The sequence below is a fragment of the Oribacterium sp. P9 genome (genome assembly GCF_046365365.1).
Lineage (GTDB): Bacteria > Bacillota > Clostridia > Lachnospirales > Lachnospiraceae > Oribacterium.
In genome coordinates, this window is sequence record NZ_JBKEIS010000006.1 from 1 (window position 1) to 16,742 (window position 16,742).

Genomic DNA, 16,742 nt, shown 5'->3' on the forward strand with positions numbered 1-16,742 from the left:
GTGGGCGGCCTTCACGAGACGCTCCACGATCGGAATCATCTGGGCCGGTCCGAGCGAGCAGTTAGAACTCCGCGTTGTCGAAGAACATCTGCGTGGTCAGGAAGTCGACACCCGCGTCGACCTTGCGCTTCAGATTCCGAATGTCGTCATCCTTGTGGGCGCACTCGACATGGCCGTCCGGATAGCAGGCACCGCCGATGCAGAAGTCGCCCTGGGACTTGATGTCCGCGACGAGCTCACTCGCATAGTGGTAGTCGTCGTATGGCGTGCCGCCCTCCGGGATGTCACCGCGCAGCGCCATGACGTTCTCGAAGCCGTATTCCTTAAACTTCTGAATCATTTCGTGCACGTGTGCCTTCGTGGAGGACACACAGGTGAGATGTGGCAGCACCTCGACCCCGTACTTGTCCCGGATGTTCTTCGCGATGTTCAGCGTAAACTCGGAGGTTCCGCCGCCCGCACCATAGGTCACGGACATAAAGCTCGGGTGGAGTGCCGCTACGCCCTCCGTCGCCGCCTGCACGGAATCATACTTCTCGATCTTCTTCGGTGGGAACACCTCGAAGGAAAGTGTGATCTGATCCTGGTTTAAAATATCGATAATCTTCATATAGTAAAACCTCGTCGTGTATAGATATAATGTGAAAATATCTTACTTATTTTAATGGGGAATGAATCAAAAGTATAATACGTAAAATTTAGGCGCCGTTATAGATGGAGGTTATAAGGCGGACTGTTCCTACATCGTTGCCTGTTCTTTTATGATTTCAAACGGTAAAAAAAGATCATAAAACATTTAAATTAATATTTTGCAAAATTACTTCAAAAATGCAAATTAAAAGCTTTAAATTTGCGGTTTTGCTGGTATGATAGAGGGGAAAGAGCAACATGGGTAAGAGCAAGGGGTAAATGTGACATGCTTATTCAATTTACGATCGAAAATCACCGGTCTATCAAAAACAGCGCGGTTATCAGCTTCACTGCTTCAAAAGATACATCCTTCAGAGAAAATCTGCTGCATCCGGATAAGAAGAAAACGCTTCTTCCGGCGATTGCCATTTATGGAGCAAATGCAGCAGGAAAAAGTAATGTTCTTCATGCGATGAAAACGATGAAAAATATGATCGTCGGGGATGCCGCGAAGCTATTAAAGGGACAGAAGCTGCCGTGGGAGCCATTCGGTGGGAACGCAAATCCGACCGCATTCGAAACAGTATTTATGTATCATGGTGTGCGTTACGCCTATGGTTTTTCCTTCGACGAAAACCGGATTCACACAGAGTATCTGTACTACTGGCCGAACGGGCGGGAAGCCATGATCTTTTCCCGAGATCATGGTGTCTATGAGTTTCGTGAGAATGTCAATGAGCAGACGGCATTAAGCAATCGCACACCGGATAACAAGCTTTATCTCGTGTCTTCAAATGACTGGAATCTTCCACAGACGGAAAATGCCTATATGTGGTTTTTTGAAAAACTGACTTTTCTGATGGAGGAAGAGCCGGCAAGATCAGAAACGGTGGAACAGATTTTAAGCAGTGATACGAAGAAAATGCGTATTTTAAAGGAACTGATGTTGGCAGACCTCGGTATCTCGGATGTCAGCATTAAAAGCATATCCGGGCATGCACCCGTGATTACGACGACGCATCGAATTATTCATGAGGATGGAAGCGTCGAGTATTTCCAGCTTCGGATGGATCAGGAGTCGGCAGGCACGCAACGCTTTTTCGCACGCATCGGTGGCTGGCTCCAGGCGCTGGATCAGGGTGCGCTCTTACTGGTGGATGAGATCGAAGACAGTCTGCACCCGCTTTTGACGAAGAGATTTATCGAGATGATACAGGATCAGCATGTGAACGTAAATGGGGCACAGCTTCTGTTCACAACCCATGATGCAATGCTTCTGGATCTCAAATTTTTCCGTAGAGATCAGATATGGTTTGCCGAAAAGGATGATAAGACCTGCGCGACCGAGCTGTATTCGCTGGCCTCCTTCTCTCCGCGAAAGGGAGAAGATGTGCGAAAAGGATATCTCCGGGGACGATTCGGTGCGGTGCCTTTTATAGGAGGTGATGATGGCGGCGAAATTCAGAAAAGAGTATAACCCGAATAAAGTAGCACGACGTAAACGAAGACCGATCATTTATATCATATGTGAAGGAAAGGAAACAGAGACACTGTATTTCAGGCACTTTCGTTCCAGGAACTGTCTTGTGGATGTCATACCGATATCGTCGAAGCATAGGGCGGCAGAGCATCTGGTGAAGCATGCACAGGCGTTGATTTCTCAATCCGATTACTATCCTGAAGATGGAGATCAGTTGTGGTGTGTGTTTGACTGCGATGACAATAAAAATCAGGAGCTTCATCAGGCAGTGGATTATGCAGAAAAACAGGGTTACAGGATCGCTTACTCCAATCCATGCTTTGAATACTGGTACCTGCTTCGTTTCGAAAAAAGAAATGGCTATTTGAAAGATTGCGATACGGTCATCAGCCTTTTAAAAGGCAAGGGATATCTGGATAATTATGAGAAAAACGGAGATGTATTCAGACTTTTACAAATACATCAGGAGGAAGCGATTGAACGGGCAAAAGAACGTGTGGAGTACCTGCGTAAAGAGCATATCGAAATAGTTCATAGAGATAGTAACCCGGTGACGACGGTCTATGAGTTGGTTGAGTTTTTGAATAGCAAAAGATCTATATAGAGGGGAAGCGCATATGCCAAATAGTAAACCCGTTTCTGAAAGTGGTTGTGGCAGTAAAGATTATGACCGAGCGCAGGCCACTCTTCGCCTGATGAAGGAACTATCGGTAGGACAGAAATCAGGCGAAGAGAATGGATGGCTCTCGCTTGAAGAGATTGGAGAAATATAGGAGGACTCACGCAGAAGAGCTGCCGCATGGTCATGCGAACAGCTCTTTTATAAATGTGACTTATTTCCGGAAGTAGCGGCGAATGTCGGCGACCTGGTACAGGGAGCCGAAGCAGATGGTGATCGGCTGTCTGTTCATATGGAGTTCGTCAATGCTATCGTCCGCAATCGCTATCTCGCTCCGCACGGTGTCGTCACCGGTGCAGCAAGTGCCCCTGGAATCGCCTGCGATTTCTATCGCGCGCTGTACGGCGGCGGTGACGGAGTCGGCGGTTTCGACCGGGCCGTCGAAGTACGCGCGGATCTCGGATTTCAACTGTTCCGGCCGGAGAGCGCGGTGTGCGTCTGGGAGCTCGGTGATGAAGCAGGCAGCGTACGGGGCGATGAGGCGGAGCATGGTATGGTAGTCCTTATCCTTCATGACGCCCATGACGAAGTTGATTTTCTGGTCCGGGAAGTAAGCGCGGATCGTGTCAACGAGGGCTTCAACGCCGTTCGGGTTGTGTGCACCATCGACGATGAGAAGCGGTTCCCGCGAGAGGACCTCGAAGCGGCCTGGCCAGGTAGCCTGGGCGAGACCGGTGCGGATGGCATCCTCAGAGATGCCGAAGCCACGGTGGATCAGACAGTTGATGATGTCGAGCACAGCCATCGCGTTTTCCATCTGGTAGTTTCCGAGCAGCTGGATGCGGAGATCCAAACGGTTCCGGTAGTCGAAGACCTGCCCGTCGATCGTCCGCACGCGGGCGGTGAAGGCCGTCGGATCCGTGATGACGAGGCGCGCTGCTGCCGATTTCGTGCTGGCACCATCGTGGTTTGAGTGGGTCATGTCGAAGGCACCATCGGTGGTGCCAGCTGCGCCGGATGCGCAGCACGAATCCGCTGTGTTCGCAGCGTATGTGGCTGCATCTGTGCGTGCAGCTGCGTCGCGGTTCACGTCTGCGAAGCGCTGCTGCACGACGTTCATGACGCCCGGGAGCTGGTGGTAGAGGACGCAGTCGGCACCTGGTTTCAGAATGCCGGCTTTTTCCGCGGCGACCTTCTCGACGGTGTCCCCGAGAAATTCGGTGTGGTCGAGGCCGATGTGCATGATCGCGCAGACCTCCGGAGAGGAGATGACGTTCGTTGCATCGAGGCGTCCACCCATGCCGACCTCGAGGACGACGAGCTCGCAGTGCTGCTCCTCGAACCAGCAGAAGGCCATCGCGGTGATCATCTCGAAGTCCGTCGGCTCCTCGCCGAGGGTCTCTGCGGCAGCACGTACTCGACCGGCGAGACGACGAAGATCCGCATCCGAAATCATCTGTCCATCGATGGAGAGACGCTCGTTAAACTGGTCGAGGTGCGGCGAGATATAGAGACCGGTACGGAAGCCCGCCGCCGTCAGAATCGACTGGGTCATGACGCAGGCCGAGCCCTTCCCGTTTGTGCCGGCGATGTGCACATAGCGGAGCTTCTCCTGTGGATCGCCGAGCGCGTGCATAAAATCCCGCATCCGCTCGAGCCCGATCTTCGTATGTTTCCAGTTCGCCCCGTGAAGGAGCGCGATGGCTTCATTCCAGTCCATTTTTTCTTCTTTCCTGATAATTCAATTTGTTTAGTACGTTCATGCCGGAGACCGGAGGGATGGCAACGAAAACCATACGGAGAGTCCGTGTAAAATCAAGCCGGGTCCCCTTAGTGGCACTTGGTGTTATCTCTCCCTGGAACCCTCTGTCAACGCTGCGTTTTCATAAAGAAAACGCAGTGATTGCAGAGGGCCTAGTGCCACTTAGGGTCCCCGGCTTAGAGTTTACCGGACTCGGAGTACTGTGTTTCCGTTGCCATCCCTCCGGGCGCATGGCACCGAAAGTATAGGAATCAGATATGCATTACGCGGCGAGCACCTGCTGGATATCGCGGCGGCGCAGGATGCCGGCGAGGGTGAGCACCACGGCAATCTGAATCGGTGCGGTGACCGCCGCCTGCATGACTCTCGTCGTGAGGAGGCCGGTGAAGCTGGAGCCGTAGAGGATGGAGATCCAGAGCGTGTTCATAAGAAGGCTCAGCACCAGCTGATTAAAGAGCACCGCGAAGGTCGCACGAACCGGCAGCGGAAGCGCGGCGTTCAGCACCGAGGATGCAGCGGCATCCAGTGCGCTGGCGGCAGCGCCATCTGCGTGCGGGTCGACGGCATTGGCGTCGGACACATGAAGCGGCTTCCGGTACAGCGCGAGGCCGAAGGAAATGCCCATGAGCACCTGGGTCAGCGTGAAGCCCGGGAAGTAGGAGCCGGTCGGGAACGCGATGGCACCGATCATATCGCCGAGACCACCGACGAGGGCAGCGGCTACCGGACCGTGCACGACCGCGGCGATGACGAGCGCTACGAAGCCGAAGCCGATGCGGACGTTCCATGCGCTGAAGGAACAGAATCTTGTCAGAACGATCTGGAGAGCGACAAGAACTGAAAGGGATACGATGGTTTTTGTAGTGAATTTCTGCATAAAAATACCTCCTTTGCAGCCCCTGACTACAAAGAAGGTTAGCGTCTAATCTTCACTGCAGCGGGATGCGACACCCGAACCGCGCCGGAAAACCGGCTTCGTCCTCCCGACAAACTCCCCGTTCGGAAGGCACTGTACGCTCGTGCGTCTACTCTGCGAAACATGTTGTGTTACTTACATAAAAACTATAGAACAGATTGGTGGGCGCGTAAAGTGGATATTTCAACAGCTTTCTGTTAAAATATATACTAATTTTTGTGACAGTTTGGGCAGGGGCCGGAGAGTCTGGAACTAAAGCACGAACTCTTCGTATGGCGTCGGTTCCCGGCTCTCCGGCCTCCGCCTGCCACTTCGCTTGTGTTTTATGTATAGGAGAACAAATGGCATTTCGTGATGAGCTACAGAAGGAAAAGAAGAAGCTGAGCCGCCTGAGTTTCGGCGAGAAGCTGCAGTATATTTTCGACTATTATAAGTTCTGGATTCTCGGCGTGGTGGTGCTGGTCGGGCTCGTGTGGTCGGTCGGCTCGACGATCCTCCACAACAAGCCGACGGGCTTCTATGCGATGCTGCTCAATGCCGGCGGCCAGGACCTGAGCGGTCAGGCGGATGAAGCCGCAGGGGAAGCATTCGCCGAGGCGGCAGGGCTCGATGACGAGAAGCAGAAGATTCTTGTCGACACCTCTGCGACCTTCAATCCGAACGACCAGAGTCAGTTTTCGATGGCGCAGAATGCGAAGATCGCGGCGCTCTACCAGTCGCACGAGATCGATGTGATGGTCGCGGACCCGGGCGTCTTCACCTACTACGCGCTGAACGGCTCCTTCGTCGATCTCCGCGATGTGCTGGACGACGAGACCCTCGCGGTGTATGAGGCCGCCGGGCAGGTTTACTATATCGACCAGCATGTGCAGGAGCTGCTCGACCAGACGGACTACGGCGATCTCGAGGAGATGAGCCTCGGCGCCGACGAAACCATCGCGAACAGCGACACGCTTCGAAAGCCGGACGTCTCTTCGGAAGCCGGTGCGGAGACCAGCGCGGCCGCCGCTGCGGATGCGCAGCCGGCAGTTGCCGAGGAAGCGTCCGGAAATCAGACAGAGGCGGAGCAGAGCAGCAGCGCCACTGCAGGCGATACTCGGCTGGCGTCTGAAGCGGATATCGAAAGCGAGGCAGGCGTAGAGCAGAGCACTGGCGCGGCAGCATCTGGAAATACGACCGCAGAGACCCTCGACGAGATGTCCGCGTTTGCGGCGAACCTCATGGGCCTCGCGACCGTGCAGCCGCGCGAGGAGTTCGTGATGCCGGACCCGGCGAAGATGCAGAAGCCGATTCCGGTCGGCATCGTCCTCACGGGTGCTCCATGGCTCGCGGAAAACGCACTGTATCAGAAAACTACGCCGATTTTCGGCTTCGCCGTAAAGTCAGAGCGACAGGACGCCGCGAAGAGCTTCCTTCAGTTCTTGGAAGCGAAGTCGTAAAAGAAGCGCAATATAACACTCAGAATATAAGGGGTGCATCAGAAACTTCATTCTGATGCGCCCCTTCAGTCGTTTTTCAGTCTTCACTATAGTAAATCCGGATGATGCCTTTATTTTTCAGACCCCGCTATTGTGCCAGCGTCCCGTTTTTCTCGAAGTATTCGAGCATAAGGTCTGTCACGTGCCCGTAGCTACGGACGCCGGACGTCTGTCCCTGCATCTTCAGGTAGGCGTCGTTCAGCTGCTCGTGCGCTTCGGCCGGCTTTCCCTCGAACTGCTGCCAGTAGGCGTTGTTGTAGAGCATGTCCTGGCGGGTGCGCGCATTGATCCGGCTATACAGCGTGGCGAAGGCGGTGCTGTCGATCCGGGCGAGTGCATTGCCCGCGTATACCCAGGCGGAGACATAGCCGGAATAGTTGAAGTAGAGATCGTCCGCGCCGATCGTCGCCAGCACGCCGATGAAGTTCGCTTCCTCCTCCTGCATGTAGCCGCGGAGGTGGGAGAGCTCGTGGCAGATGGTGAACGGGATGTCGTAGTAGGCGATATCGCGGTTGTAGTTTGCTTCGACGGTGAACGGCGAGTAGACGCCGGTGGTCTGCTGGACGCTGAGGATCCAGGTGTTGAGGATCGGCTTCGGGTACGGGTAGTGGCCCGACAGGCGGCGGTAGCGCTGGCCGAGCTTCTCCATCGCGCGCTGCCCCGTGCGTCCCGCGTGCCACAGCCAGGCGGCGGACGGCTTCGGCGTCTCCGAGGTCTGGCCAATGCAGACGCCCTCGACCTGGATGGTGGTCGCCGCTGTCTCGTCGGCAGCGGAAGGGCCGGAAGCTCCGACGGTGGTGGTCGGCGATTCAGTGGCGGAGGCCGAGGCGGTGTCGGTGTTGGAAGCTTCGGCAGTGGCGGTCGCGGATTCAGTGGTGGTGCCTGCGGCGTCCGCGCCCGCGGAGGTATGTGCGCGGAGAACGTTTGCATTGGCATCCGATGTGGTGGTCGCCGCGAGCTGCGCCTCAGTGTCGTTGATTTCCGTGACGAGGTAGTCGCAGAGCGCGATGAGGTCCGCTTCGTCGTAGACCGTGCCGTGCGCGTCGATCGTTACGCTGAGGCCGGCCTCCTCAGAGAAGCTCGTGCGGTGGTAGTTGATGCCGCAGAGGAAGACGTAGAGCACGAGCAGCGTGGACAGGATGAGGAAGAGGTGGCCGAGGAAGCGGCGCAGCGGGCGGGCGACGGCGGCGAGAAGATGCGTCTGGGCATCCTGCGATATGCGTGCAGAATGCACGCAAGCTGCGCCCACACGGAGGGCACGGCACAGCTGCTTCGCGAAATCGAAGAGCACGAAAAGAATCGTCGCGTAGAGCAGCAGCTCCACCACGGAGAAGGGCAGCAGGCCCATTACGGAGCCGATGCCGAGACTCAGCACGCGATACACGTAGTGAGAGTACGCATCCGCGAAGGTAGATGAGTGGATCGCCAGCTGATTTGCGGCGAGCGCCAGCAGATCGAGGAGCAGCACGAGCAGGTAGACACGCTGCGAGTGAGATGGTATGGCGGCACTGGTTTTGGTTTTGATGATATGAAAGTTAAACATCGAAACTTCTCCATTTAACCCTGCTTACGCAGGAACATAATATAGACGTTACTGTTTAAACACAGATAAGTCAAGGCTGGCATGGCTGCCGTCCGCCGAGCCACGAGTGAACAGTAAGTTACTGTTCACTCGTTAACTGGATTCAGGCAGGAGCTGGATGGGCGGTCTCGGAGTACTGTGCCTCCGTTACCGCCCATCCGCAGCCCCTGACCAACGTTCCTATCCAATATGGTTTGATTATAAAAATACTGGATATGTTTTTTGACTGTAAGCATGACAGGCGGCTGCAAAATATCCACTATTAGGCGATTTCAAAAATACTTGATACGAAAAGCCTTATTTCCTAAGAGGAATCCGGACTCGCGTATCCAGCATTTAAAAAAAGATGGTTTATTGGATATTTGGCGAAAGAAACTCTTCTCTGAAGTCAGAAATACATATCTACTATTTTAAAAAGCGAGGATTATTTGATAGTACGCTTTTATGCGTATGCCTGATTTCGCAGAAAACTATCCAATAAGTGCCCTATTTGAAAATCTTGGATAGTTTAGCTCCGTACACAAAAATGATAGATGTTGCTAAAATTATCAACGATTTCGAAATCAACCGGTTATTGGATAGTGCCATCCATCTTCATCTATTTCACCCGGTTCCTAAGTGAAAATTTCCGGGTCCCTCGCCTGCCTGAACAGTAGCAGTCCCACATCTGTCAGATTATTTTAAAAAAATTGACCATTCACATGAAAAAGCGAATTCGGTATAATCAGAAAGTTGAGTGAAAATCAGTTTTCTTATAGTCGAGGAGACAATACATTATGATAAAGAAGAAATCCGTCGTCGCGGCTGCGATGGCGATGTCAATGATGGCGAGCCTCAGCACGACGGCGTATGCCGGGACGATCGCGTCGGGCGTGACGCCGATCGTGGCGAGTGCGGAGACCAGTGGCGCAAACTACAGTGCGGGGGCGACCGGTACGAGTGGCAGCGAAAGCAGCACGGGGATCGTCGAAGCGACGGGCGCACTGGAGGGCACGACGGCCAGCGCCGGCAGCACGAATCAGAGTGGTACGACGCAGGCGACGATCGGTGGTGCGGAGGCAGCGAGCTCTGAAACCCTGGCGTCGGTCAATGCATCCACGATGCAGGCGATCACGTCGGCGAGTGGGACAAGCTCGAACCAGGCGCTGGTGAGCAACAGTGCCAGCACACCGGCCGACAGTATCGGCATGACGAGCTTCGGACCGACGGTCCCTGGCGCGGTGGGCAGCACCGGCAGTCTCAATCAGCTGTTCGGTAGCGGCACATCGACCAGTGGCAGCTCCAATGTCCTGAACGCACTCAGTACCGTGCCGCTCCCGGCCGGCTACTACTGCAGCAACGTCGGCACCTATACCTACCAGGAGATGCAGGTCGACCTCAATAGCCTGAAGGCGACCTATCCGAAGATGCAGATGGATGTCCTCGGGAACACCATCGATGGTCGCCAGCTCTACCACGTGGTGGTCGGAAATCCGTCCGCTCCGCATAAGATCCTCGTGCACGGCGGCATTCACGCACGTGAGTACATCAGCTCCCAGCTCGTGATGCGGGAGATCGTGGCGCTGCTGGAGATGCAGCAGAACAACTTGCTCTACCATGGTCAGTCCGTCGCGACGCTGCTCCAGAACACCTGCATTCACTTCGTACCGATGGTGAACCCGGACGGCATCACCCTCGTACAGGGCGGTGTCGACGCGCTGAATACGCAGGCGGCGAAGACGATGGTCATGAGCATGGCCGCGCAGGATCAGGTGACGGACCTCGCCACCTACCTTCGCAAGTGGAAGAACAACATCAACGGTGTCAACCTGAATCGTAACTTCGACGCGTTCTGGCAGGAGGCGACCCCGAAGGTCGATCACCCGTCGAACATGTTCTATAAGGGCACGGGGCCGGAGAGTGAGGTTGAGTCGAAGGCGCTCGCGAACCTCTGCCGACAGCTTAGGCCGGACTACACGATCAGCTACCACACACAGGGCCGCGTGATCTACTGGTATTTCGGCGAGACCGGAAACTATAAGGCGAAGGGGCAGTATCTGGCCAATGTCGTCCATCAGAACACAGGGTATACCATCTCGAATACCTGGTCACAGACGGACGCCGCGGGCTTCAAGGACTGGGCCGTACAGAAGCTCGATATCCCATCCGTGACGATCGAGCTCGGCCGTGGCACCTCGCCGGTGGATGAGTCGCAGATCACCCAGATGTGGACCGAGAACGACGGTATCCTGCCGGATCTCCTCGTCGGCCTCGGCGCATAAAATTTAAGTTTTCATCATAGAAAAGGAGGGCGGACGCCGAAAGCGTCCGCCCTCCGTGTTTTCTTTAGCATAAGTTCAGCCGGGTGGATTTTCACCCGGCTGATTTTTTGCAGACACTTTAAGCGTCGAATATGGCCATCAGTCTACGGAATAGGGAGAAGATACAGTGTTCAGGTTCTATAGGCTGTAAAGATAAGACAATTCATATGCTCACCCCATGAGTCCTCTCCGGTCGCGAAGGACGGCGAGGATCGAGAGCGCGAGCATGATACCGACGGTGAGGACGACGGTGACCATCGCGCCGGCGATGCCGACGTGATCCGCGAGGATGCCGATGATCTGTGGGACGAGGATGCCGCCGATGGCGCTGATGCCGGTGAGGAGCGAGAGGCCCATGGTGGAGCCTTCGATGATCGGGCCGGCGGCTGCGACGGTGGTCGGGTAGATGGCACTCATGCCGAGACCGAGTACGGCGATGATGATGGCCGCCATCGTCGCGGTGTGGGTGTTCACGAGGAGCACGATCGCGACGAAATCGATGAGGGCGCTCACGAGGATGATCTGAAGCTTATTCACATTCTGGAAGAACTGCGCGGTACCCACGCGACCGGCCATCATCATGACCCAGGTGACGGATACCATCGCGGTGGCGAGCGCGCTCGTCATGACCCCAGTGTCCTTCAGGTAAGTGACGAACCAGCCGTTCACGGTGTTCTCGAAGCCGACGTACATGAACATGATGAAGGTGATGATCAGGAAGCTGCGGTTCGTGAGCAGTGCCTGAAGATTCGGCGCGCCGGCAGGCTGTCCCTGCTCAATGCATCCGGCGTCACTGCCGTCACCACCCTGCGCTGCATCGGCAGCCGGGTTCGGCATGGTGCCTTCCGGTTTCGCTGTGCTGCAGCCATCTGCGTGGTGGTCGCCTGCATTGGCCGCGGACGGCTGCGGCTCCTCGAGCATCCGGTAGTCCATGGTCCAGTAGTTCAGCGGGAAGATCGCGCCGGAGACGCAGAGGATGTACATGATGATGCGCCACGGGAAGCCGAGGGCGAGGAGCGCGGCCATGATGAAGGGACTCGCGAAGGCTCCGACAGCGAAGGTGGTGTGCAGGATGTTCAGGTACTTCGTCGAGCTGTTTGTCGCGACGTTCATCGCGAGGTTGTTGATAATCGTGACGGTGCCCTTCGTGATGCCGAGGACGAACACCAGTAGGTACATGAAGGCGACCGGCGGGTGGATCGTCAGTAGCAACATGACGATCGGCGAGAGGCTGGTGATGGCGACCACGACCACGCGATGCGAGAAGTGGCGCTTCGCGAGCGGATAGATGATGGAGGCGCAGAAATTGCCGATCGCGAGGATGCTGATCAGGCCGCCTGCGACCGCGTAGTTCAGCTGCTCCTCCTCGATGAGATGCGGCAGGATCGCACCGAAAATCGTGATGACCGCACCGCTCAGGATGTAGCCGAGGTAGAGGTGGTTCAGCACCCGCCATTTGAGTTCCTTTGTGATTTCCATATTCATAAACCTCGTTTCAAAAATTCACATTTAGAATCAGTTTAGCACACTTCCCGGAAAAAACCGAATTGCAGGCAGGCGAATGAGGAAAAAGCAGCCGGACTAAGAGTAACAGTTCTGCCTACTCAGAAAAATGTGTTAAAACTTATTGTATTGACCTGGAAAAATGTGTATAGTTCAAGTGAATAATTCAGAAAAATGTGCGTAATTCGACTTGAAAACGCAGAAAAATGTGTGAATGCTGCTTCGATAATTGCAGAAAAATGTGCTACAACAGTGTGAGATTCAGGAAGGACGGTGATTCTCATGAAACGAAATGCGATACAGACATTAATTAAATGGAAAAACAGCGAAGATCGGAAGCCGATGGTGCTGAAGGGTGCCCGACAGGTCGGAAAAACGTGGCTGATGAAATCATTTGGGCGCGATTATTATGATAATTTCGTTTATTTCAACTTTGATGAGGAAGATGAGCTGAAATCCATTTTTGAAGCAAATAAAAATCCGCAGCGGATAATCGAACTTCTCTCCATGATTGTGGGCGAAAAAATACTGCCGGGAAAAACGCTGATTATCTTCGATGAGATTCAGGAATGCCCGGAGGCGCTCAACACGTTGAAATACTTCAAAGAGAAAGCAAATGAATACCATGTGATTGCCGCCGGAAGTCTGCTCGGTACACTTCTGGCACAGCCGAAATCGTACCCTGTTGGAATGGTGAATCTGCTGGACATCTATCCATTGACTTTTGATGAATTTCTGGAGGCAAGCGACGAACGCCTATATGCTTATTATTGTAGCATCCAGAAGGGGCAGGTGATTGAAGATGTTTTCCACAACCGACTGCTGGAGGCGTATAACTATTACCTGATTATCGGCGGAATGCCAGAGTGCGTTTCTTCGTGGATCACACATAAAGATCCGGCAAAGATCACGCAGATTCAGCGCGAACTGATAGAGGTTTATGAGAACGACTTCTCCAAGCACAACGGAAAAGTCAACAGCGGCCGAATTTTGATGGTGTTCCGAAGCATTGTCTCGCAGCTTGCAAAGTCAAACGAGAAGTTCATGTACGGTGCGGTCCGGGAGGGGAGCCGTGCACGTGACTTTGAAGAAGCGATTGAGTGGCTGGTTTCTGCCGGGATGTTAAACCGTATCTACAATGTTTCCAAGGCAGAACATCCACTTGCTGCTTTTGATAAGCTGGACCAGTTTAAGCTGTTTATGTTTGATACCGGTTTGCTCAAGCATATGGCCGGTATTGACAACAGCGCTATTCTGTTGAAAACGGATTTTCAGTTCAAAGGGCCATTGACAGAAAATTACATTCTGCAACAGCTCCGTGGACAATTTGAGGTGGATCCTCGTTACTACTCGGACAAGAACAGTGAAATTGATTTTCTTATCCAGCATGGCACAGAGGTCATTCCGGTAGAGGCTAAGGGCGGCGAGGACAGATCTGCGCCGTCGTTCAAAAAGTACATTGCGGACCATCATCCTGAACACGCGCTTCGGTATTCCAGACGCGGCTATCGAAAAGACGGTGCAATTACAAATTTACCACTGTATCTGGCGCGGAAAACGAAAGAACTGCTTTGAGTGAGTTGTGGCGAATGAGGAGTAGCCTCAAACTTCCTGGGAGAGCCGGGATGGCATCTTCACCCCCCGGCTGAACTGTTACGCTCTCTGAACTGGCTCTCCGGGCCGCTTCCTGCATATCCCCTTGTATAACGGCGCCCCGATATGCTATAATTTTGGGTACTTCATTTTTAGGAGGCTATACTATGTCTATGGAAACAAGAAACGAGAACGGCGTGCTGGAGGAGAAGGCTCCAGAGTCGAAGCATTTCATCGAGCGTGAGATCGAGAAGGATCTTGCCGAGGGCGTTTATGACCACGTACATACACGATTCCCACCGGAGCCGAACGGTTATCTGCATATCGGCCATGCGAAGTCGATCATTCTGAATTCCGGAATGGCGCAGGAGTACCATGGACAGTTTAACCTCCGCTTCGATGACACGAACCCGATGAAGGAGAAGACCGAATTCGTCGAGGCCATCGAGCGTGACGTAAAGTGGCTCGGTGCCGACTTCGAGGACCGCATTTTCTTCGCGTCCGATTACTTCGATATCATGTATGAGAAGGCCCTCCTTCTGATTAAGAAGGGACTCGCCTTCGTCGATGATCTCACCGCAGAGCAGATCACCGAGTACCGTGGCGACTTCACGAACCCTGGAAAGGAGTCCCCGAACCGTAACCGTCCGATCGAAGAGAACCTTCAGCTCTTCCAGGACATGAAGGACGGCAAGTACGCAGACGGTACCCTGACCCTTCGTGCGAAGATCGACATGGCATCCCCGAACCTGAACATGCGTGACCCGATCATCTACCGTGTAGCCCACATGCATCACCACAACACCGGTGACAAGTGGTGCATCTACCCGATGTACGATTTCGCACACCCGATCGAGGACGCCGTAGAGGGCATCACGCACTCCCTCTGCACACTGGAGTTCGAGGATCATCGCCCGCTCTATGACTGGGTTGTTAAGAATTGTGATTTCCCGCACCCGCCTCGCCAGATCGAGTTCGCGAAGCTGTATCTGACCAATGTTGTCACCGGTAAGCGTTACATCAAGAAGCTGGTAGAGGATGGCGTCGTAGATGGATGGGACGATCCACGTCTCGTCACCATCGCGGCTCTTCGTCGTCGTGGCTACACACCGGAGTCCCTCCGTCAGTTCGTCACCCTGAGCGGTATCTCGAAGGCGAACTCCAGCTGTGACATCAGTCTCCTCGAGTACTGTATTCGCGAGGACCTGAAGCTGAAGGATAAGCGTATGATGGCCGTCATTGACCCGATCAAGCTGGTGATCGACAACTATCCGGAGGGCCAGACCGAGATGCTCGAGGTGCCGAATAACCTCGAGAATGAGGAACTCGGCAGCCGTCAGGTTCCGTTCTCCCGCGAGCTTTACATCGAGCGCGACGACTTCATGATCGATCCGCCGAAGAAGTATAAGCGGCTCTATGTCGACAACGAGGTCCGCCTCATGTCCGCATATTTCGTAAAGGCGACCTCCTACGAGACCGACGCCGATGGAAAGGTGACCGTCGTTCACTGCACCTATGATCCGGAAACCAAGTCGGGCTCTGGCTTCACGGGACGTAAGGTGAAGGGCACGATCCACTGGGTCAATGCTCCGACCGCAGGTCAGGTGACCGTCCGTCTGTATGAGCAGCTGATCGACGAAGAGAAGGGCAAGCTGAACGACGACGGCACCCTGAACTTCAACCCGAACTCCCTCACTGTCGTAGAGAACTGCATGGTCGAGCCGGAGCTCATGGACGTGAAGGCATACGACAGCTTCCAGTTCGTACGAAACGGCTTCTTCTGCGTCGACAGTAAGGACTCCACCGAAGGCCACCCGGTCTACAACCGCATCGTCGGCCTGAAGTCCAGCTTCAAGCTCCCGACCCAGGCCTGAGTTTATGGGGTCTGACCCCATAAACTATGACTTTAGAATTTGTTTATAAAAATTTAATGGGGTCAGACCCCCTTACGAAATTCGAACATTTGTAACCACGATGCGGGTATGTATATATCGGCGAAATCGTGGTATGATAGCAGTATCGAATTTGTAGATTCTAAGCGATACAAATGAAAAATGGACTGGTGGTGCCTGACAGCAGTATCGATTTGTAGATTCAGATACGGAAGACACCGAAATGAAGAAACGGGCTGAAAGCGGCCCGGATGGAGGATATCGTTATGGGCAAGAAAAAAGGTTTAGGTGGTCTCGTCGGATTCGCTGCACTGGTCGGCGGTGTTGCCGCCGCTGTATCCTATCTCTACAAGTATGAGAAGTTTTCCGAGGAGGTCGATCAGGACTTCACGGATGTGCTCGAGTCCGCTTCAGAGGTGAAGGACTCCGCGAAGAGATCCTACACGACCCTGAAGAACAGCCAGACGAAGGAAGATTTCAAGACCGCAGCGAAGGACATCGGTGTAGCCGCAAAGAACCTCGCCGTCGATGCGAAGAACCTTGCGGTCGACGCAAGCAAGGACGCATACAAGACCGTAAAGGAAGCCCTCGATGAGAAGCTCAGAAGCTGCGACGAGGATGATGATGTCGTCGATGAGAACGTCGAGCACATCTCGTATCCATATGTAGATGACGAGGACGCAAAGTCAGATGCCGAAGAGGTGAAGGTGGCGTCTGCGGAAAAGGCGGAGGATATCGACATCGAGCCAGAGGATGACGGCGACGTCGAGGTAGAGTTCTTCACGACGGATGCGGATGACGCAGACGCGAAGACAGAAGCGACCGGGAAGGACGCCGAGCCGAAGGCAGAGGAGCCTGCAAAGGACGCGGCTACAAAGGCCGCTGTAGATGCCGCAACCGAAGTGAAGCAGGAAGCGGAGGAAGCAGAAGCCACTGCAACCATCACAGAAGAGTAATAGAAAACGGAAAAGACAGGGCCCTCCGGGG

Annotated in this window: 12 protein-coding genes, 1 pseudogene and 1 riboswitch; of the genes and pseudogenes, 8 read left to right on the forward strand and 5 right to left on the reverse strand. The window is 54.2% G+C overall.

What is annotated here, in order from left to right; all coding sequences use genetic code 11:
- Positions 1-70: 70 nt before the first annotated feature.
- Positions 71-610, reverse strand: a pseudogene (locus ACK8P7_RS05305) (methylenetetrahydrofolate reductase); the annotation flags it as partial.
- Positions 611-916: 306 nt separating this feature from the next.
- On the opposite strand from ACK8P7_RS05305, the gene ACK8P7_RS05310 reads away from it, so the two are divergent.
- From ACK8P7_RS05310 to ACK8P7_RS05320, 3 genes are read left to right on the forward strand one after another with little or no spacing between them, the layout of a single operon-like run.
- Positions 917-2,107: an AAA family ATPase gene (locus ACK8P7_RS05310; RefSeq protein WP_410043186.1), complete on the forward strand. Its 1,191-nt coding sequence runs from the start codon at positions 917-919 to the stop codon at positions 2,105-2,107.
- Entirely contained in the window at positions 2,079-2,714 is a 636-nt protein-coding gene (locus ACK8P7_RS05315; RefSeq protein WP_410043187.1) for an RloB family protein, read from the forward strand. The genes ACK8P7_RS05310 and ACK8P7_RS05315 overlap by 29 nt, the downstream gene beginning before the upstream one ends.
- 13 nt (positions 2,715-2,727) lie before the next feature.
- Positions 2,728-2,883: a hypothetical protein gene (locus tag ACK8P7_RS05320; RefSeq protein ID WP_410043188.1), complete on the forward strand. Its 156-nt coding sequence runs from the start codon at positions 2,728-2,730 to the stop codon at positions 2,881-2,883.
- A 60-nt stretch (positions 2,884-2,943) separates the two neighbouring features.
- Here ACK8P7_RS05320 and ACK8P7_RS05325 read toward each other — a convergent pair whose 3' ends face one another.
- Together ACK8P7_RS05325 and ACK8P7_RS05330 are read right to left on the reverse strand one after the other, a co-directional pair.
- Positions 2,944-4,449, reverse strand: coding sequence for a bifunctional folylpolyglutamate synthase/dihydrofolate synthase (locus ACK8P7_RS05325; RefSeq protein WP_410043189.1), 1,506 nt, complete (start codon positions 4,447-4,449; stop codon positions 2,944-2,946).
- A gap of 304 nt (positions 4,450-4,753) precedes the next feature.
- Complete coding sequence (locus ACK8P7_RS05330) at positions 4,754-5,368, reverse strand: folate family ECF transporter S component (protein ID WP_410043190.1); 615 nt, start codon at positions 5,366-5,368, stop codon at positions 4,754-4,756.
- 56 nt (positions 5,369-5,424) lie between these two features.
- Positions 5,425-5,526, reverse strand: a riboswitch (THF riboswitch).
- 222 nt (positions 5,527-5,748) lie between these two features.
- On the opposite strand from ACK8P7_RS05330, the gene ACK8P7_RS05335 reads away from it, so the two are divergent.
- Complete coding sequence (locus ACK8P7_RS05335) at positions 5,749-6,846, forward strand: hypothetical protein (RefSeq protein ID WP_410043191.1); 1,098 nt, start codon at positions 5,749-5,751, stop codon at positions 6,844-6,846.
- Between the two features lie 127 nt (positions 6,847-6,973).
- Here ACK8P7_RS05335 and ACK8P7_RS05340 read toward each other — a convergent pair whose 3' ends face one another.
- Entirely contained in the window at positions 6,974-8,428 is a 1,455-nt protein-coding gene (locus tag ACK8P7_RS05340) for a DUF3810 domain-containing protein (protein WP_410043192.1), read from the reverse strand.
- Positions 8,429-9,243: 815 nt separating this feature from the next.
- Between ACK8P7_RS05340 and ACK8P7_RS05345 the strand changes: the two genes are divergently transcribed.
- Positions 9,244-10,728, forward strand: coding sequence for a M14 family zinc carboxypeptidase (locus ACK8P7_RS05345; RefSeq protein WP_410043193.1), 1,485 nt, complete (start codon positions 9,244-9,246; stop codon positions 10,726-10,728).
- A 210-nt stretch (positions 10,729-10,938) separates the two neighbouring features.
- On the opposite strand, the gene ACK8P7_RS05350 is transcribed toward ACK8P7_RS05345, so the two are convergent.
- Positions 10,939-12,246, reverse strand: a complete 1,308-nt coding sequence (locus ACK8P7_RS05350) for an MFS transporter (protein WP_410043194.1) — start codon at positions 12,244-12,246, stop codon at positions 10,939-10,941.
- Positions 12,247-12,552: 306 nt separating this feature from the next.
- Here ACK8P7_RS05350 and ACK8P7_RS05355 point away from each other — a divergent pair, with 306 nt between their 5' ends.
- The 3 genes from ACK8P7_RS05355 to ACK8P7_RS05365 all read left to right on the forward strand — a co-directional run bounded on the left by ACK8P7_RS05355 (position 12,553) and on the right by ACK8P7_RS05365 (position 16,711).
- Complete coding sequence (locus tag ACK8P7_RS05355) at positions 12,553-13,845, forward strand: ATP-binding protein (RefSeq protein WP_410043195.1); 1,293 nt, start codon at positions 12,553-12,555, stop codon at positions 13,843-13,845.
- A gap of 191 nt (positions 13,846-14,036) precedes the next feature.
- The gene (locus tag ACK8P7_RS05360) at positions 14,037-15,737 is read left to right on the forward strand and encodes a glutamine--tRNA ligase/YqeY domain fusion protein (RefSeq protein WP_410043196.1); all 1,701 of its coding nucleotides are present in this window, start codon (positions 14,037-14,039) and stop codon (positions 15,735-15,737) included.
- 284 nt (positions 15,738-16,021) lie between these two features.
- Entirely contained in the window at positions 16,022-16,711 is a 690-nt protein-coding gene (locus ACK8P7_RS05365) for a hypothetical protein (protein WP_410043197.1), read from the forward strand.
- The last annotated feature ends 31 nt before the right edge of the window (positions 16,712-16,742 follow it).

What these genes read in the sequence shown, in the direction of transcription:
- ACK8P7_RS05350 (WP_410043194.1), bottom strand. Translation starts at nt 12,246, where the DNA reads ATGGAAATCACAAAGGAACTCAAATGGCGGGTGCTGAACCACCTCTAC.
- ACK8P7_RS05340 (WP_410043192.1), bottom strand. Translation starts at nt 8,428, where the DNA reads ATGTTTAACTTTCATATCATCAAAACCAAAACCAGTGCCGCCATACCA.
- ACK8P7_RS05335 (WP_410043191.1), top strand. Translation starts at nt 5,749, where the DNA reads ATGGCATTTCGTGATGAGCTACAGAAGGAAAAGAAGAAGCTGAGCCGC.
- ACK8P7_RS05310 (WP_410043186.1), top strand. Translation starts at nt 917, where the DNA reads ATGCTTATTCAATTTACGATCGAAAATCACCGGTCTATCAAAAACAGC.
- ACK8P7_RS05345 (WP_410043193.1), top strand. Translation starts at nt 9,244, where the DNA reads ATGATAAAGAAGAAATCCGTCGTCGCGGCTGCGATGGCGATGTCAATG.
- ACK8P7_RS05355 (WP_410043195.1), top strand. Translation starts at nt 12,553, where the DNA reads ATGAAACGAAATGCGATACAGACATTAATTAAATGGAAAAACAGCGAA.
- ACK8P7_RS05320 (WP_410043188.1), top strand. Translation starts at nt 2,728, where the DNA reads ATGCCAAATAGTAAACCCGTTTCTGAAAGTGGTTGTGGCAGTAAAGAT.
- ACK8P7_RS05360 (WP_410043196.1), top strand. Translation starts at nt 14,037, where the DNA reads ATGGAAACAAGAAACGAGAACGGCGTGCTGGAGGAGAAGGCTCCAGAG.
- ACK8P7_RS05330 (WP_410043190.1), bottom strand. Translation starts at nt 5,368, where the DNA reads ATGCAGAAATTCACTACAAAAACCATCGTATCCCTTTCAGTTCTTGTC.
- ACK8P7_RS05365 (WP_410043197.1), top strand. Translation starts at nt 16,022, where the DNA reads ATGGGCAAGAAAAAAGGTTTAGGTGGTCTCGTCGGATTCGCTGCACTG.
- ACK8P7_RS05315 (WP_410043187.1), top strand. Translation starts at nt 2,079, where the DNA reads ATGGCGGCGAAATTCAGAAAAGAGTATAACCCGAATAAAGTAGCACGA.
- ACK8P7_RS05325 (WP_410043189.1), bottom strand. Translation starts at nt 4,449, where the DNA reads ATGGACTGGAATGAAGCCATCGCGCTCCTTCACGGGGCGAACTGGAAA.